Origin of the sequence: Actinomadura macrotermitis (genome assembly GCF_009604375.1) — a bacterium.
Classification (GTDB): domain Bacteria; phylum Actinomycetota; class Actinomycetes; order Streptosporangiales; family Streptosporangiaceae; genus Spirillospora; species Spirillospora macrotermitis.
The window spans coordinates 65754-80538 of record NZ_WEGH01000003.1; the positions used below are offsets into that span (position 1 = coordinate 65754).

Sequence of the window (14785 nt, forward strand, 5' to 3'; positions counted from 1 at the left end):
GGGTCCGGAAGCTTCCTGCGGACATCGGCCGCGCTTTGCCCCTCGCGGGGCGCCGGTGCGGGTGCGCCGCGATATCACGCTCCGACCTGGGGGTGTGACATGCGGCACCGTGTCCCCCATACTCTTCCGGGATGAACGGGATAGTTGCGGCCTTTGGTGCTACCGCGCTCTACTACGTCGGGTTCGCCGGTTTCAAGCTGGCGGCGGACCGGATGCCGGAGCTGCGCGGCAACCGCATCCTGCACATGATCTGGACGATCCTCACCAGCTGGGTCTTCCTGGTCGCCCTGGCGCTGGTGCTCGGCGGGCTCAGCCTGCAGATCCTGGCGCTGTCGGAGCTCTCCCTGGGCGTGGCGGTCCCGATCTTCATGTCGGGCGTGGTACCGCTGCTGGTCATCGCGATGCTCTTCTTCGGCGACCGGCTCACCGCGCGCGAGTGGCTCAGCCTGGCGCTGATCGGCGTGGGCATCGTGCTGCTGGTGGTGTCGGTGGGCACCCCGCCGCCGATCAGGGCGGTGAGCGTGCCGGCGTGGAAGCTGGCGGTGTCGCTGATCCCGTCGGTGGTGGTGCCCCTGCTGGTGCTGATCTTCGACGACTACCGGCCCGAGGGGCGGCACGCCCGGCCGGTGACCGGTATCGCCTACGGCCTCAGCGCGGGCTTCCCGATCGGCACCGCGGAGCTGGCGATCAAGGGCTGGAGCGACCACGGCGGCCTGGGCCTGGGCATCCTGAGCACGCCCTACCCCTACATCACCGTGCTGGCCGCGGCGATCGGGTTCGGCGTCCTGGTCACCGCGTTCCAGCGCTGCCGGGTGACGATCGTGGCGGCCGTGATGACGGTGAGCGCCAAGACCTACCTGCTGCTGATGGGCTCGTTCCTGTACGGGGAGCCGTGGCCGTCGAACGGGCTGCACGCGCTGCTGCGGGTCGCCGGGCTGGCGATCGGCGTGGCCGCGGTGGTGCAGTTCCCGCGGCACCGGCCGCTCGCCGCGCACGAGGCGTACACCGTCGAGGAGGTGCCGCCCGCGCAGGACCCGTTCGGCGGGCCGCCGCGCGCCCGTCCCACCTCGGGGCTGTCGCGGCTGGACCACGGGCTGGCGGCGGCGCCGACGCCGATGGACGTGCCGCCGATCGACCCGTCGTCGCGGGGCGTCCCGCCGCCGCGCAGCCCGTACGCGCAGGACCCGCTCGGCCAGTACCGGCCGCCGCCGCAGCGCTCGCAGCCCGGCCAGCAGGGCCCGAACGAGCCGCCTGCGCGCTGAGCCGTACGCGAGGCCCCGCCGCCCGGTCACGGGCGGCGGGGCCTCGGCGTTCTAACGGCCCTTGCGGTCCTGCCGGGGCAGGCCCTGGTCGAGGCCGGCTCGGCGCAGGGCGTCGGCCATCGCGCCGCCCGCGCCGCCACCGCCGCCGCCCTGGTCACGGCGGCCGCCGCCGTTCTGGCCGGCCCGCCCGCCGCCGTTCTGGCCGCGGCCGCCGCCCTTGCGGCGCTCCTGGCCGCGGCCGCCGCCCTGGCGGGGCTCGGGACGGCGCTCGCGGCCGCCCTCGGGCTCGTCCTCCAGGCGCAGCGTGAGCGAGATCCGCTTGCGCGGCAGGTCCACGTCCAGCACCTTCACCCGGACGATGTCGCCGGGCTTGACGACGTCGCGCGGGTCCGCGACGTACTTGTCCGACATCGCGGAGATGTGGACCAGGCCGTCCTGGTGCACGCCGACGTCCACGAACGCGCCGAACGCGGCCACGTTGGTGACCACGCCCTCCAGCAGCATCCCCTTCTCCAGGTCGGAGAGCTTGTCCACGCCCTCCTTGAAGGTGGCGGTCCGGAACGCCGGGCGCGGGTCGCGGCCGGGCTTCTCCAGCTCGGCGAGGATGTCGGTGACGGTCGGCAGCCCGAAGGTGCCGTCGACGAAGTCGGCGGGCTTCAGCGACCGCAGCACGGCGGTGTTGCCGATCAGGCCCTTGATGTCGCTGCCGGCCGAGTCCAGGATGCGGCGCACCACCGGGTAGGACTCGGGGTGCACGCTGGAGGCGTCCAGCGGGTCGTCGCCGCCGGGGATGCGCAGGAAGCCCGCGCACTGCTCGAACGCCTTGGCGCCGAGGCGCGGCACGTCCTTCAGGCCGCGGCGGCTGCGGAACGGGCCGTGCGCGTCGCGGTGCGCGACGATGTTCTCGGCGAGGCCCTGGCCGATGCCCGACACCCGGGTGAGCAGCGGCGCGGACGCGGTGTTGACGTCGACGCCGACCGCGTTCACGCAGTCCTCGACGACGGCGTCCAGCGAGCGCGACAGCTTCACCTCCGACAGGTCGTGCTGGTACTGGCCGACCCCGATGGACTTGGGGTCGATCTTGACCAGCTCGGCGAGGGGGTCCTGCAGCCGGCGGGCGATGGACACCGCGCCGCGCAGCGAGACGTCCATGCCGGGCAGCTCGCGGGAGGCGTACTCCGACGCCGAGTACACCGACGCGCCGGCCTCCGACACCATGATCTTGGTGAGCTTCAGGTCGGGGTGCCGGGCGATCAGGTCGGCGGCGAGCTTGTCGGTCTCGCGCGAGGCGGTGCCGTTGCCGATCGACACCAGGTCGACGTTGTGCGCGCGGGCGAGCCGGGCGAGGGTCTCGATGGACTCGTCCCACTTGCGGCGCGGCTCGTGCGGGAAGATCGTGTCGGTGGCGACGACCTTGCCGGTGCCGTCCACCACCGCGACCTTCACGCCGGTGCGCAGGCCCGGGTCCAGTCCCATGGTGGCGCGGGTGCCGGCGGGCGCGGCGAGCAGCAGGTCGCGCAGGTTCGCGGCGAACACCCGGACGGCCTCGTCCTCGGCCTCCTGGCGCAGCCGGGTGCGCAGGTCGATGCCGAGGTGCACCAGGATGCGGGTGCGCCACGCCCAGCGGACGGCGTCGCCCAGCCACTTGTCGGCCGGACGGCCCTGGTCGCGGATCTCGAACCGGCGCGCGATCTCCACCTCGTAGGAGGAGCGGGCCAGCGGGTCCTCCGACGGCTCCTCCGGCTGCAGGTCGAGGTCGAGGACCTCTTCCTTCTCGCCGCGCAGCAGCGCGAGGACGCGGTGCGAGGGCAGCTTGGTGAAGGGCTCGGCGAAGTCGAAGTAGTCGGCGAACTTGGCGCCCGCCTCCTCCTTGCCCGCGCGGACCTTGGAGACCATGCGGCCGCTCGTCCACATCTTCTCGCGCAGCGCGCCGATGAGGTCGGCGTCCTCGGCGAACCGCTCGACCAGGATGGCGCGGGCGCCCTCCAGCGCGGCGGTGGCGTCGGCGACGCCCTTGCCCTCGTCCACGTGGCGGGCGGCGGCGGCCTGCGGGTCCTGCGACGGGTCGGCCAGCAGCAGCTCGGCGAGCGGCTCCAGGCCGGCCTCGCGGGCGATCTGCGCCTTGGTGCGCCGCTTGGGCTTGTAGGGGAGGTAGATGTCCTCCAGCCGGGCCTTGGAGTCGGCCGTCATGATCTGCGCGCGCAGCTCGGCGGTGAGCCTGCCCTGCGACTCGATCGACTCCAGGATCGCGTCCCGCCGCTCGTCCAGCTCGCGCAGGTAGCGCAGCCGCTCCTCCAGCGCGCGCAGCTGGGCGTCGTCGAGGGCGCCGGTCGCCTCCTTGCGGTAGCGGGCGATGAACGGGACGGTGGAGCCGCCGTCGAGCAGGTCCACCGCGACGCGCACCTGCGCCTCCCGGACGCCGAGCTCCGCGGCGATCCGCTGGGTGACCGGCGGCGGGGCCGCGGCCTGGTCGATGGCGGTCTGGTCGTTGATCGCTGTCACGAGTTCGATTCGCTTTCTCCCCTGGATGTCGCTGTGCATTGTTCCGGGTGCGCGGCCCGGTTGTCGCCTCACGGCGCGAACCGGGCCGCGGCGGGGAGAGGAGCGGGGTCTAGCGGGTCCAGGGCGCGATGATCCGCTCGTCGTGCTTGGGCGCGATGTCGCACGGCTCGCCCGCCACGCCGGGCGGGTTGTAGACCAGGGCGCCGGCCGGGCAGGCGGCGACGGCGGTGAAGCCGTCCGGGCCGGCGGTGATCTGCCGCTCCACGTCGGCGGGCAGCAGCAGGGTGTCGCCGGGGCCGGCGGTCAGGGTCTCCCCGCCGAGCTCGACGGAGGCGGCGCCGGTGAGGAAGGTCCACACCTGCTCGGCGTCGAACAGGTGCCGCGGCCCGGTGGCGCCGGGGTGCATGTCGACGTGCCAGACGGCCAGCGCGGCGGTGCCGCCCTGGGTGGGCGAGGCGACGGTGGTCATGACGCCGTTCGGGGTCTCGGTGCGGCGGCGGTCGGTGTCGCGGATCACGGGCATGAGGGGACTCCTCCGCTAAGATGGTCAACGTGGTTGTCCATATAGTCAACGAGGTTGTCTTTCATGTCAAGTGATCCCCCGGGCTTCGAGCTGCCGCTGCGGCTGCTGCTGGCCTTCCGCACGATCGTCGACGACGTGCACGCCGAACTGGCCGAGCAGGGCCACCCGCACCTGAAACCGCTGCACGGCACGGTCTTCCAGGCGATCGGGCCGCAGGGCGCCACCGCCGTCGAGCTCGGCCGGCGGCTCGGGGTGTCCAAGCAGGCCGCGGGCAAGATGATCGACTCGCTGGAGCGGCTCGGCTACCTGGAGCGCACCCGCGACCCGCACGACGCCCGGCGCAAGATCGTCCGGCTCACCGGGCACGGCGTGGACGCCCTGGACCGCTCCGCGCGCGGCTTCGAGCGCGTCCGGAACCAGTGGGCCGAGACGCTCGGCATGGAGCGGCTGCGCGCCCTGGAACGGGACCTGCGCGCGGTCACGCCCGCCGAGTTGTGGCGCCTGGACACACCCGGCTGGTTCGGCTCCTCCTAGGATCGTCCGCCATGACGCAGATCAAGATCTACGGACGTCGCGACGCGTGGGCCGGCCGGCAGCGCGAGGTCTCCGACCTCCTGCAGCACTCCCTGCACGAGACCTGGAAGCTCCCCGCCGACAAGCGCTTCCACCGCTTCCTGCTGCTGGAGGCCGAGGACTGGATCTGCCCGCAGCGCGGCGACCGCTACCTGATCGTGGAGATCCTCTGCTTCACCGGCCGCAGCGACGACGCCAAGCGCGCGCTGGTCCGCGACCTGTACGCGCGGCTGCTGCCGGCGCTGGAGCTGGCCGCGGACGACCTGGAGATCACGATCGTGGAGATGCCGAAGCCCAACTGGGGCATCCGCGGCGTCCCGGCGGAGGAACTGGCGCTGACCTATCCCGTCGTGCTCTGATCGACCAGGGAAGGGGGCCGCCGATGCCGATCGACGCGGTACTGTTCGACCTGGACGACACCCTGCTCGACCACGGCGGCGCCGCCGCGGCGGCGATCACCGGCGCCTTCCCCGGCGGCCCGGCCTGGCTCGCCGCGCGCTGGACCGAGCTGGTCGACGAAAGCGTGGACCGCTACCTGTCGGGCGAGCTCACCTGGCCTGACCAGCGCCGGTACCGGATCACCCGGCTGGCCCGCGAGCTCGGCCTCGGCGAGTGGGACGCCGCCCGCGCCGACGCCTGGTTCGCCGCCGAGTACGTCCCGCGCTACGAGGCGGCCTGGCGCGCCTTCCCCGACGTCGAGCCGGCGCTCGCCGCGCTGGCCGGGCGCCGGCTCGGCGTGATCACCAACGGGTACGAGCCGCAGCAGCGCGGCAAGCTGCGCCGGCTCGGGCTCGCCGGCGCGTTGCCGTACCTGCTGGCCTCCAGCACCGCCGGCGCCGCCAAGCCCGCTCCGGAGATCTTCCGCACCGCCTGCGCGGAACTCGGCCTGCCCCCTGAGCGGGTCGCCTACGTCGGCGACCGGCTCGCGACCGACGCGGTCGGCGCCACCGAGGCGGGCCTGTACGGCGTCTGGCTCGACCGGCCCGGCAGCGGCGGCGCGGCGGACGTCCCCCGGATCACCTCGCTGGCCGAGCTGCCGGACCTACTCGGCTAGGGCCGCCTCGATCTCCAGAACGATCTGCACCTTCTGCCCGAGGAACAGGCCGCCGCTGCCGGGGATGGTGGTGCCGTCGCCGACGCCGAACTCCAGCCGGTCGATCTCGCCGGTCGCGGTGAACCCGGCCCGCGCGCCGCCGCCGTCGGCGCGGAAGGGGTCGGGGCCGAAGCCGCCGGGCTCCAGCTTCAGCTCGACCGGCCGGGTCCGGCCGCGCAGGGTCAGCTCGCCCTCCAGGACGAAGTCGCCGCCGTCGGGACGCAGCGCGGTGGAGCGGTAGGTCATCGTGGGGAAGTGCTCGACGTCGAGGAAGTCGCCGGTCCGGACGTGCTCGTCGCGCTGGGTGTTGCCGGTGTCGATCGAGGCCAGGTCGATCTCGGCGGTCACGCTGGACTCCAGCGCCGTGGCGCCGGTGACGATCGTCCCGCGCACCTCGCCGAACCGGCCGCGCACCTTGCTGATCGCCAGGTGGCGGATGGTGAACCCGACGGTGGAGTGGGCCGGGTCGATGGTCCAGGTGCCGGCGACGTAGCCGGGGATCTCGACAAGTTCGGCGGTCATCGTGTCTCCTAGTGGTTATGCGGAGTAAGCAGGTTCTCTTTCGGAACCGCTTTCATCCTGCGAGACCCGCCCGCCGGGCACAAGAAGGCACTATTTTCTGCGTTGGTCACCTGGAGATAACCATGCCGGACACACCCCGCGCCCTGGCCAAGGAACCGGGCGCCTGCCGCGCCCGCGAGATCCTGGACCGCGTCGGCGACAAGTGGTCGCTGCAGGTCATCGCCCGCCTCGGCGAGCGCCCGTACCGCTTCTCCGAGCTGCGCCGCGGCATCGAGGGCATCAGCCAGCGGATGCTCACGGTCACCCTGCGCGGCCTGGAGCGCGACGGCATCGTCTCGCGCACCGTCACGCCGGTGACGCCGCCGCGCGTCGACTACGCCCTCACCCCGCTCGGCCTCACCCTGCTCACCGCCGTCAACTCCCTGGTCTCCTGGGCGGAGGTGCACCTGGACGAGATCGACGCCTCGCGCGCCGACTTCGACCGGCGCACCGCCGCCCTCTAGCCGCCCGGCAGGATGACCGCGCGGCCGTTCACCCGGCCGGCGTGCAGCCGCTCGTAGGCCTTCGGCGCCTCGTCGATGCCGTAGGTCTCCACATGCACGCCCACCTCGCCCGCGCGGGCGAGGTCCAGCACCTCGATCAGCTCGCTCCGGCTGCCCCAGTAGGGGGCGCGGACGGCCGCGTCGTAGGCGAGCATGCCGAACCCGACCTGCGCGGCGCCGCCGCCGAGGCCGACGATCGCCACGTCCGCCTCCAGCCCCGCGACGGCCGTCGCGATCGCGACGGTGGGCGGCGCGCCGACGAAGTCGAACACCGCCTGGGCGCCGAGGCCGGCGGTCAGCTTGCGCACCCCGATGACGGCCTGCTCGTCCGACATGACGGTCTCGTGCGCGCCGACCGCGCGGGCCAGCTCCAGCTTCTCCGGCGACACGTCCAGCGCGATCACCCGGGCCGGGCTGAGCGCGCACAGCAGCTGGATCGCGATGTGGCCGAGGCCGCCGGCGCCGATCACCACGGCGCTGCTGCCGGGCAGCAGGCCCGGCAGCGCCCTCTTGATCGCGTGGTAGGGCGTCAGGCCGGCGTCGGTGAGCGCGACGTTGGCGACCGGGTCCAGGTCACCGAGCGGCACCAGGTGGCGGGGGTCGTCCACGAGCATGTACTCGGCCATCGCGCCGGGCGCGCCGAGGCCGGGCGGGCGGATGCCGAGCGCGGCGGCGCGAGTGCAGTAGTTCTCCTTGCCCTGCGCGCACATCGCGCAGAGGCCGCACCCCCACGGCCCGTACACCACGACGGGCTCGCCGACGCGCAGGCCCGTGACGCCGGCGCCGAGCGCGGCGACGGTGCCGGCGCCCTCGTGCCCGAGCGTCAGCGGCAGCTCGAAGCCGAGTGCGCCCGGGGGCGTCTCCATCACCGCGATGTCGGAGTGGCAGACCCCGGCGGCGGTCACCTTCAGCAGCACCTGCCCCGGCCCCGCCTCGGGTTCGGGCACGTCCACGACCTCCGGAACCGCACCGAACTCGCGATACTGAACAGCCTTCATCTTTCCCCCCGCCAGAGTGCTCCCCCTTCACGCCTACCCACCCCACGTCCCGGCGAGACGCCGGAACCCGTGGTCGCCGCACAGATCATCCCGAGCGGCTAGACTGGCGCGCGCTGCGGGCTGTAGCGCAGTTTGGCTAGCGCACCGCCTTTGGGTGGCGGGGGTCGCCGGTTCGAATCCGGCCAGCCCGACGCAGGGCCGGGGCCCCGGGACCGCACGTCCCGGGGCCCCGCGCACAGCGGGCCGGAACAAACCGGAACGCGAGCGCGCACGAAACCCTGTACGCTACGGCTTGGTGATCGACGAGCCGGCTCCACCGGCCGTCCAGGTCCCTCGCGGGTGTAGCTCAATGGTAGAGCCCCAGTCTTCCAAACTGGCTACGCGGGTTCGATTCCCGTCACCCGCTCCACAGTTTCCGCAGGTCAGAGCCCTGATCACCGTGAAGATGATCAGAGCTCAAGATCATTTGTCACTCGTTTGTCACCCGAACCTGACGCGATCAGCGGGCATCCCGGTTCATCTTCCGACCCCGACGATCACAGGCCGACAGCATGCGGTGAACCAGTCGTGCGGAGGCGAGAGCCGGGCTCCCGCTGATGCGGGAGCCCGGCTCTTCCGGCTTGGGCCGGCGCGCTACGCGGCGGGCGCCTCGACACCGAGCAGGCGGCGGAGGTCAGCGGTGACGACACGGTAGCTCGTCCCGACGCGGATCACCTTGCAGGGGAAGTCACCCGACCGCGCCAGCTCGTAGGCGCGTGTGCGGCCGAGCCCGATCGCTCGCGCGGCGATCTCGATGCTGGTCGTGGTCGGCAGGGCGAGGAGTTCTTCCTGGCTCATCAGGTTCACTGGCCGCCCGCCTTCGCGGCGTGCCGAACGCTGGCGGCGGCCAGCGCGGAGCTTCCCTGCCCTTTCGAAGAGGGCAGGCCGAAGATGTCATGGATCAAGCCACCGAGGGCGTTGTGCTCGTGGTTCACCGGCGTACTCCTTGTGGCGCGTCGAACTCGCACCATGGTCGAGAGAGATCGATCGAACCATGCGGCTTCCTTCCTGTGAGCAGAGCATCAGGACAGCTGAAGCCCTTTGACGATGTCTACGCTCCGTAACTCTCCATTCACGATGATCGTTACCCCTGCGTGTTTCGCCTCGCACGGCTCGCGCGTCATCGCCTACTGGGGCTATGTCGGTCCGGAACTGCGCCACGCTGTGGACGTGAAGCCGACTCCCCGGCCGAGGGCGTGCCACCGAACGGCATGGGAAAGTCCCTGGCGGCGAGCTGCACCGCCGCTTTCGGCCCTGCCACGTGCCTGAGCGTCGGTTGCATGCTCTTACTGATGTCCTCCAGCTCATCGGCGGCACGCGAGGCCGCCGCGGCTTGAGCCGTCCGCTGTTGCGCCAGCCGGAAGAACGCCACCGCCCCGACCAGCACAGCCAGCGCGCCGATGAGCATCAGCAGCTCGACGGTCCAATCCGGCCGCCTGCGCCCGCTAGTCGCGGCCCGCATCAAACAGGCCGCCATGCCCCGCGCGGCAGCGCGCAGCTCCTCGCCCGTCCGAGTTCGGGGCACGCGCCATCCGTACGGCTCGCGAGCTGCGCGGTCGTACGAGTCCGCCGCTGCGGCCAGTCGTCGATCACCCGTGAACGCCGCGACCACATGCAAGGCGTCTGAGGCCGCCGAGGCGATGTCGGCCTGCGCAAGCGGATCGTCGCTCGCCCGCATTCTCCAGGCGGCGCCCGCGACCACGTTCGCCGCGTCCCGGTACATGGCGGCCCGCTCGGCGTGGTTCATCTCGCGGCCCAGCGTCCGTCTGATACCGGACGGGCCGGCCCAGCGGCGGCGCAGCTTGGGAAGCGTCAGGTCCGGAGCGAGCTTTCCACCCGAGAAGTAGACCGTCCTGCCCACAGCACTTCGGTAGTCGGGCGATGCGACCGCGTAGCCGGTGACCTGTTCAGGCTCACGTGCGCTGTACCTCAGCCGGACCAGCAGCCCGCCCTCGCGCAGGCCCGTGAAGAACATCTCTTCATCCGCCGCCCCGGCTGCCACCGCTGCGACTCGGCGGCGCAGCTCACCGCGCGGTGGCTCCCGCAGTCCTTCACGTTGCGCCCGCTCGGTCTCTGCCCGGGTCGGACGGGGCGCGGCGGTCCGGTCCGCAGGCGCGGTCCGCGACAAGCCGTACCGAACCTCAACGGCCTGGCACGCGGCCCGCACTTTGAAGTAGTCCTTGCGGATGTCGGCTCTGCGGCCGTCCTGCCGAGCGAGCGTCGCCACCACATGGATGTGGTCGTCCGCATGGCGGACCGCGATCCACCGGCAGGCATCGGGGTCTCCGCGAGGCGCGATCCCGGTCCGGTGCATCACCTCTTCGGCGATGTCGGCCCACTCCTCGTCTGTCAGGAAGCGGTCGTCCGGGGCGCTCCGCAGCGAGCAATGCCAGACAGGACTGGCCGGCGGCGTATGGCGCATCGTCTCCACCGGGGACCGAAGGGCATCTACGACCGACCGGAGGTCCCGTCGTCCGTTCGGTGCGATGTCCGGCTCCAACGCCATCGGGTGCCGGTATCCCGCGACGAGATGCGGATCGACGTGCTCGTTCCTCCTGCCCGGACCGTACAGATAGTGGATCAGGTTGCGGACGTCGGCACCCTTGGTCACCTTGCCGATCAAGGCAGCCGCCGGCCCAGCCTGATGATGACCGCTTCGGCCTCGCGCACCACTCGGAAGCAGTACTCCGCCAGCCAGGCCAGCGCCTCGGGCGTCGTACCGTGCGTGTTGGCGAAACGCGCGAGCTGGTTGAGGTTGACGCCGACGGCGTTCACCTGACGGCTGGCGTTCCGCAGCTCCTTGTGCAGCTCGAAGAGCGCGCCGTCGATCGGCTTCTGATCGCGGATCGCCGCCCGGACGGTCCTCACGATAAAAGCACTGTACGCCATTCCCGCCTGCGTGGCGGCCGCCCTGATCTCGCCGTGCTCTTCGTTGCTGACGCGGATGCGCATTTCCCGCGTCCGCTTCCGCCCGTCGCGCAGCTTCGCCCGCCGCTCCAGCCCTTGTGACCTGGACTGATGATCGTCATCGTGTGCCATGGACCTCCCACCCGTCAAGCAAGACCGCGCTCGGTCTTGTCCAACCAATGGATAACCGAACACGGAGTTATCCACAATAGGTGGCACCCCACCGACTATCTTGCAGCCTTTCACCAGGCACACAAATGCCGCAATCGAAGATGTCAGTAAATGCGCTCGGCCACTCGGCACCGTCATCAAGTGCCAATAGGTGCCAGGACGTGCGGCAAAGGTAAAATCTGGCCGCAAGCAGGCTTAGCCGAGGCTCAGCCGAACCGCCGAGAGCTTCTGATGGAGCTCCGCCCAGGGGAAGGTCCCCTTCCCGGCCTCACCAGAGTCAGGAGCAGGCAGCCAGGAGACATCCAGCAAGACGTCCACGCCCCACGCTCGCAACTCGGCAACGCTCCTCGCGAAGACCGGGTGACGCGCCAAAGCCACGTTGGGCCACGGCACAGCCACAATCGGCAGTTCAAGCCCGATCGCCTCGTTGAGCAGCCCGAGGGCCAGCGTGTCGCTCGTGCCGTGCGCCCACTTGTTGATCGTGTTGAACGTCGCGGGAACGACCGCGAAGGCATCGGCCGACGGCAGCACATCAGGCTCTTCGGGTCGCTTGTAGTCCGACCGCACCGGGTATCCGGTGATCGCAGCCAGCTTCTCGGCATCAACGAACTTCGTCCCGGACGGTGTGGCAATGACGCACACAATCCAGCCTTCGCTCTGCAACCGCCGAACGAAGTCCGGAAGGTCAGCGCCCGGACGCCCACCGCACGCGATCACATACAGCACCGGCCCGTCGGACACGAGGCCCTCCCTCGCTCGCCACTCCGGCACCACCCTGCCACGAACCTGCGCCCACCCGCTCCAAAAGACCACCCAGACCACCGCATCCGGATAACAATGAGTGAGACAGCGGATACGCAGAAGCGAAAGCCAGGCAGATGGCTGACGAGAAGGACGACCTTGACCGCCGGGTAGGGCTGCGCGTCCGCGCCCTCCGCCTACGACGCGGCCTCGGAGTCGGAGCCTGCGCCGAACTCTGCGGCCGCTCACCTGAGTGGTTGCGCCAGGTCGAACGTGGCGAGCAGCCCTTGGACAAGCTGTCCACCGTCATGCAGTTGGCACAGGTCTTGGGCGTCACCGACCTGGGCTCCCTGGTCGGTGAGAAACTAGGCGTCCTGACCTTCGCGGTTCTTCCCAAAGGACGCCCGACCCATCAAGCCGTGCCGCTGGTGCGACGCATCCTGTCCGCACCCACGCTGCCCGGCGCCTCGCGTCCCGGCCTGCCCGCCGAGATCCGCAAGGTGGAGAAGCGCATCGCTCAGGCGTGGCACGCCTGGCACGGATCGCGTACTCCCTACACAGCGCTCGGGATCATCGTGCCCGACCTGCTGCGCGATGCCATCGACCTTCACCGTGCCACTCCTGAGCCGGGCCGCCGCCGCACCTGGGCGCTGCTGGCCGAGGTCTTCCAGATGGCTCAGCGCTTCCTGTATTGCGTCGGTGAGCCTGAACTGGCCGTACGCGCCGCCGACCGTGCCATGGTCGCCGCCGAGGAGGCTGACGACCCGCTCCTCCTGGGCGTCTCGGCTTGGACGTCCTGCATGGCGGCGCTCGCCGGCGGCCGCTTCGATGAGGTGGAGGACATCACCGGCTCGGCAACCAGTCATCTTCAGCCGCTGAGCAACCGATCCTCTGATGCATTGTCACTGTGCGGCAGCCTCTACCTGTTCACGGCGATCGGATACGCGCGCGACAACCGCCCTGCGGACGCGTGGCGCCTCTGGGACCGCGCCGCCGAAGCAGCAGACCGTCTCGGCCCGAGCCACCACAACAACCTGACGATGTTCAGCGAAGGCAATGTCGGGATCTACGCGGTAGCCATCGATATCGAGAGCGGCAAGGCAAAGTCGGGGCTTACCCGGGCAAACAGCATCGACGAGTCCCGCGTCCTCTCCACGAACCGGCAGGCACAGCACAAACTCGACCTCGCCCGCGGGCACTGGACCCGCGGCGAGCTGGCCGCCGCGCTGCACTCCCTGTACGAATCCGAGCACGCATCAGCGGAGACGATCCTCTACAACCCCATCGTCCGCGAGATCATCATGGCTTCGCTCGCCTCGCTGAGCCGCCGGCCCGACGCCCGGCTGCTCGACCTCGCCCGCCGCCTCCAACTCCTCTGAGGCGAACCCCAACTGCGAGTTGGGGTTCCCGCAACGCCCCCGGCTTACGGTCATCGCGACCTGCACGACGTCACCACCCGTGCCGCGCCTTGCACCAAGGACCAGCCGTGAGCCACTTCCCTCTTCACCAGCCCACAGACCGACCCAGCTTCGCCGCCCTGCTCAGCGACAACAGCTTCGCCCCGCGCCTGGCAAGAACACTGACCACCTTGACCGCACAGGCGTGGGGCATGCAGCCCCTCTGCGACGACCTCGAACTCGTGGCCTCCGAACTGGTCACCAACGCCGCCTTGCGCGCCCCCACCATCGCCCTCCTGCTCATCCTCCACCCATCTGGCGAGATCGAGATCAAGGTGTGGGACGACGCCCCTGGCGAACCCCGCGAACAGCAGATCGACGACAGCAGCGCGACCAGCGGCCGCGGCCTGCACATCGTCCGCGAACTCTCGACGGCCTGGGGCTGCACGACGACTCCGGCCCGCGGCAAGACCGTCTGGGCCCGACTCGGCCCCCTCCCCCGGGACGTCACCGATGACTCCTGAGGAGACCGCCGCCGAACTCGACCGCCGCTACCCCGACTGGGCGATCATCTACGGCACCTACACCCACCACTTCATCGCTCTGCCGCTGACCTACGGACACGTCGTCGCCGCCACAACCGCCTATGACTTGCAGCGCTTGCTCGGCTCTGCCTCCGCCAGGTCGGACACGAGTCACTGACGACCTGGCTGTCACAAAGATGACCGACTAAGTGCCAGTAGCACTTGCCGCCCAAACTGGCTACTGCGTCGCGTTGCTGCCGAATAAGAGCCAGCGGGGCGTCAGGTGGCATCGCACAGGCTTCTATGCCTGCCGATCGTCCAAACAAAGGCCGGTGACACTACCGCGGCGATCTCTCACTCCGAACTCATCGCGGACTTCGCCATAAGGACTGGTCTTCGTGAGCCAGCGACACGATCACGTACTACTCGGCATGGCTGGTTGGCAAGTGGCCACAATGAGGGCTGGCCCTTGCAGGCCAGTGACACCGTCGACGATGACGGGCTCGGGGACCCGCATGGAGACGCCGCAATGAGGGCTGGCCCCCGAGGGCCAGTGACGCGTAGCAGTACGCTGAGCTGGTCCGTCTTGGTCTCGCGATCGCGATGAGGGCTGGCCCCGCGGGCCAGTGACACGTGCCTGTACCCCGACACGTTCCCACCGTAGCGCGCCGCAATGAGGGCTGGCCCCCGCGGGCCAGTGACACGCGGAGTGACACCCAGCAACGCGACAGCGGTCAGGACGCCGCAATGAGGGCTGGCCCTCGCGGGCCAGTGACACGCGTGGCCGTCGACTACGGCGGCACCCTGACCGACCGGCCGCAATGAGGGCTGACCCCTGTGGGCCAGTGACACCTGCTTGTTCGCCTCTACAAGCTGCTCGTAAATCTGCGTGCCGCAATGAGGGCTGGCCCCTGCGGGCCAGTGACACGAAACCGCGGTCGGACAGCGTGGTCAGGTTCGCGATGCCGCAATGAGGGCTGGCCCCTGCGGG

General features: G+C 70.7%; 17 protein-coding genes, 2 tRNA genes and 1 CRISPR repeat array (1 of these 20 running past the window's edge). Of the genes, 10 read left to right on the plus strand and 9 right to left on the minus strand.

Annotated features, from left to right (window positions below; translation table 11 throughout):
- The first annotated feature begins 131 nt into the window (after positions 1–131).
- Positions 132–1262: a DMT family transporter gene (locus ACRB68_RS21520; protein WP_194293404.1), complete on the plus strand. Its 1131-nt coding sequence runs from the start codon at positions 132–134 to the stop codon at positions 1260–1262.
- Between the two features lie 51 nt (positions 1263–1313).
- On the opposite strand, the gene ACRB68_RS21525 is transcribed toward ACRB68_RS21520, so the two are convergent.
- Positions 1314–3764 carry a Tex family protein gene (locus tag ACRB68_RS21525; RefSeq protein ID WP_407924300.1) on the minus strand — a complete coding sequence of 817 codons (2451 nt, stop codon included), beginning with the start codon at positions 3762–3764 and terminating at the stop codon, positions 1314–1316.
- A gap of 109 nt (positions 3765–3873) precedes the next feature.
- The gene (locus ACRB68_RS21530; RefSeq protein ID WP_153535365.1) at positions 3874–4287 is read right to left on the minus strand and encodes a cupin domain-containing protein; all 414 of its coding nucleotides are present in this window, start codon (positions 4285–4287) and stop codon (positions 3874–3876) included.
- Between the two features lie 63 nt (positions 4288–4350).
- Between ACRB68_RS21530 and ACRB68_RS21535 the strand changes: the two genes are divergently transcribed.
- The 3 genes from ACRB68_RS21535 to ACRB68_RS21545 are packed head-to-tail and all read left to right on the plus strand — an operon-like array spanning position 4351 to position 5914.
- Complete coding sequence (locus tag ACRB68_RS21535) at positions 4351–4821, plus strand: MarR family winged helix-turn-helix transcriptional regulator (protein WP_153535367.1); 471 nt, start codon at positions 4351–4353, stop codon at positions 4819–4821.
- 11 nt (positions 4822–4832) lie between these two features.
- Positions 4833–5219, plus strand: a complete 387-nt coding sequence (locus ACRB68_RS21540; RefSeq protein ID WP_153535369.1) for a tautomerase family protein — start codon at positions 4833–4835, stop codon at positions 5217–5219.
- Between the two features lie 23 nt (positions 5220–5242).
- Positions 5243–5914, plus strand: a complete 672-nt coding sequence (locus ACRB68_RS21545; RefSeq protein ID WP_153535371.1) for an HAD family hydrolase — start codon at positions 5243–5245, stop codon at positions 5912–5914.
- Here the strand turns inward: ACRB68_RS21545 and ACRB68_RS21550 are convergent.
- Positions 5903–6475 (minus strand): YceI family protein, encoded by a 573-nt coding sequence (locus ACRB68_RS21550; protein ID WP_153535373.1) that lies wholly within the window; start codon positions 6473–6475, stop codon positions 5903–5905. The two genes, ACRB68_RS21545 and ACRB68_RS21550, sit on opposite strands and share 12 nt — an antisense overlap.
- Positions 6476–6597: 122 nt before the next feature.
- On the opposite strand from ACRB68_RS21550, the gene ACRB68_RS21555 reads away from it, so the two are divergent.
- Positions 6598–6978, plus strand: coding sequence for a winged helix-turn-helix transcriptional regulator (locus tag ACRB68_RS21555; RefSeq protein ID WP_153535375.1), 381 nt, complete (start codon positions 6598–6600; stop codon positions 6976–6978).
- Here ACRB68_RS21555 and ACRB68_RS21560 read toward each other — a convergent pair.
- Entirely contained in the window at positions 6975–8015 is a 1041-nt protein-coding gene (locus ACRB68_RS21560) for an NAD(P)-dependent alcohol dehydrogenase (protein ID WP_153535377.1), read from the minus strand. The genes ACRB68_RS21555 and ACRB68_RS21560 overlap by 4 nt on opposite strands.
- Positions 8016–8131: 116 nt before the next feature.
- Between ACRB68_RS21560 and ACRB68_RS21565 the strand changes: the two genes are divergently transcribed.
- Both ACRB68_RS21565 and ACRB68_RS21570 read left to right on the plus strand, forming a co-directional pair.
- Positions 8132–8206: transfer RNA gene (locus ACRB68_RS21565), tRNA-Pro, on the plus strand.
- Positions 8207–8350: 144 nt separating this feature from the next.
- Positions 8351–8424, plus strand: a tRNA-Gly gene (locus ACRB68_RS21570).
- A gap of 224 nt (positions 8425–8648) precedes the next feature.
- Here ACRB68_RS21570 and ACRB68_RS21575 read toward each other — a convergent pair.
- The 5 genes from ACRB68_RS21575 to ACRB68_RS21590 form a co-directional block, all read right to left on the minus strand.
- A complete protein-coding gene (locus ACRB68_RS21575; protein WP_153535379.1) occupies positions 8649–8852 on the minus strand; it encodes a hypothetical protein in 204 nt (67 codons plus the stop codon).
- Positions 8853–8857: 5 nt separating this feature from the next.
- The gene (locus tag ACRB68_RS42105; RefSeq protein WP_268890434.1) at positions 8858–8989 is read right to left on the minus strand and encodes a hypothetical protein; all 132 of its coding nucleotides are present in this window, start codon (positions 8987–8989) and stop codon (positions 8858–8860) included.
- A gap of 185 nt (positions 8990–9174) precedes the next feature.
- Positions 9175–10677, minus strand: coding sequence for a relaxase/mobilization nuclease domain-containing protein (locus tag ACRB68_RS21580; protein WP_153535381.1), 1503 nt, complete (start codon positions 10675–10677; stop codon positions 9175–9177).
- Positions 10674–11093 carry a plasmid mobilization protein gene (locus ACRB68_RS21585; protein WP_194293405.1) on the minus strand — a complete coding sequence of 140 codons (420 nt, stop codon included), beginning with the start codon at positions 11091–11093 and terminating at the stop codon, positions 10674–10676. The genes ACRB68_RS21580 and ACRB68_RS21585 overlap by 4 nt, the downstream gene beginning before the upstream one ends.
- A gap of 234 nt (positions 11094–11327) precedes the next feature.
- Complete coding sequence (locus ACRB68_RS21590; protein ID WP_328594554.1) at positions 11328–11873, minus strand: flavoprotein; 546 nt, start codon at positions 11871–11873, stop codon at positions 11328–11330.
- A gap of 137 nt (positions 11874–12010) precedes the next feature.
- Here ACRB68_RS21590 and ACRB68_RS21595 point away from each other — a divergent pair, with 137 nt between their 5' ends.
- The 3 genes from ACRB68_RS21595 to ACRB68_RS21605 all read left to right on the plus strand — a co-directional run bounded on the left by ACRB68_RS21595 (position 12011) and on the right by ACRB68_RS21605 (position 13972).
- Positions 12011–13252 (plus strand): helix-turn-helix domain-containing protein, encoded by a 1242-nt coding sequence (locus tag ACRB68_RS21595; protein ID WP_153535385.1) that lies wholly within the window; start codon positions 12011–12013, stop codon positions 13250–13252.
- Positions 13253–13359: 107 nt separating this feature from the next.
- Positions 13360–13794: an ATP-binding protein gene (locus tag ACRB68_RS21600; RefSeq protein WP_153535387.1), complete on the plus strand. Its 435-nt coding sequence runs from the start codon at positions 13360–13362 to the stop codon at positions 13792–13794.
- Positions 13784–13972 carry a hypothetical protein gene (locus ACRB68_RS21605; RefSeq protein ID WP_153535389.1) on the plus strand — a complete coding sequence of 63 codons (189 nt, stop codon included), beginning with the start codon at positions 13784–13786 and terminating at the stop codon, positions 13970–13972. The genes ACRB68_RS21600 and ACRB68_RS21605 overlap by 11 nt, the downstream gene beginning before the upstream one ends.
- Before the next feature lie 489 nt (positions 13973–14461).
- Positions 14462–14785: a CRISPR direct-repeat array (repeat unit 37 nt; unit sequence GCCGCAATGAGGGCTGGCCCCTGCGGGCCAGTGACAC); it runs 84 nt beyond the window's last position.

What these genes read in the sequence shown, in the direction of transcription:
- ACRB68_RS21555 (WP_153535375.1), top strand. Translation starts at nt 6,598, where the DNA reads ATGCCGGACACACCCCGCGCCCTGGCCAAGGAACCGGGCGCCTGCCGC.
- ACRB68_RS21595 (WP_153535385.1), top strand. Translation starts at nt 12,011, where the DNA reads ATGGCTGACGAGAAGGACGACCTTGACCGCCGGGTAGGGCTGCGCGTC.
- ACRB68_RS21550 (WP_153535373.1), bottom strand. Translation starts at nt 6,475, where the DNA reads ATGACCGCCGAACTTGTCGAGATCCCCGGCTACGTCGCCGGCACCTGG.
- ACRB68_RS21605 (WP_153535389.1), top strand. Translation starts at nt 13,784, where the DNA reads ATGACTCCTGAGGAGACCGCCGCCGAACTCGACCGCCGCTACCCCGAC.
- ACRB68_RS21540 (WP_153535369.1), top strand. Translation starts at nt 4,833, where the DNA reads ATGACGCAGATCAAGATCTACGGACGTCGCGACGCGTGGGCCGGCCGG.
- ACRB68_RS21545 (WP_153535371.1), top strand. Translation starts at nt 5,243, where the DNA reads ATGCCGATCGACGCGGTACTGTTCGACCTGGACGACACCCTGCTCGAC.
- ACRB68_RS21535 (WP_153535367.1), top strand. Translation starts at nt 4,351, where the DNA reads ATGTCAAGTGATCCCCCGGGCTTCGAGCTGCCGCTGCGGCTGCTGCTG.
- ACRB68_RS21560 (WP_153535377.1), bottom strand. Translation starts at nt 8,015, where the DNA reads ATGAAGGCTGTTCAGTATCGCGAGTTCGGTGCGGTTCCGGAGGTCGTG.
- ACRB68_RS21530 (WP_153535365.1), bottom strand. Translation starts at nt 4,287, where the DNA reads ATGCCCGTGATCCGCGACACCGACCGCCGCCGCACCGAGACCCCGAAC.
- ACRB68_RS21575 (WP_153535379.1), bottom strand. Translation starts at nt 8,852, where the DNA reads ATGAGCCAGGAAGAACTCCTCGCCCTGCCGACCACGACCAGCATCGAG.
- ACRB68_RS21585 (WP_194293405.1), bottom strand. Translation starts at nt 11,093, where the DNA reads ATGGCACACGATGACGATCATCAGTCCAGGTCACAAGGGCTGGAGCGG.
- ACRB68_RS21520 (WP_194293404.1), top strand. Translation starts at nt 132, where the DNA reads ATGAACGGGATAGTTGCGGCCTTTGGTGCTACCGCGCTCTACTACGTC.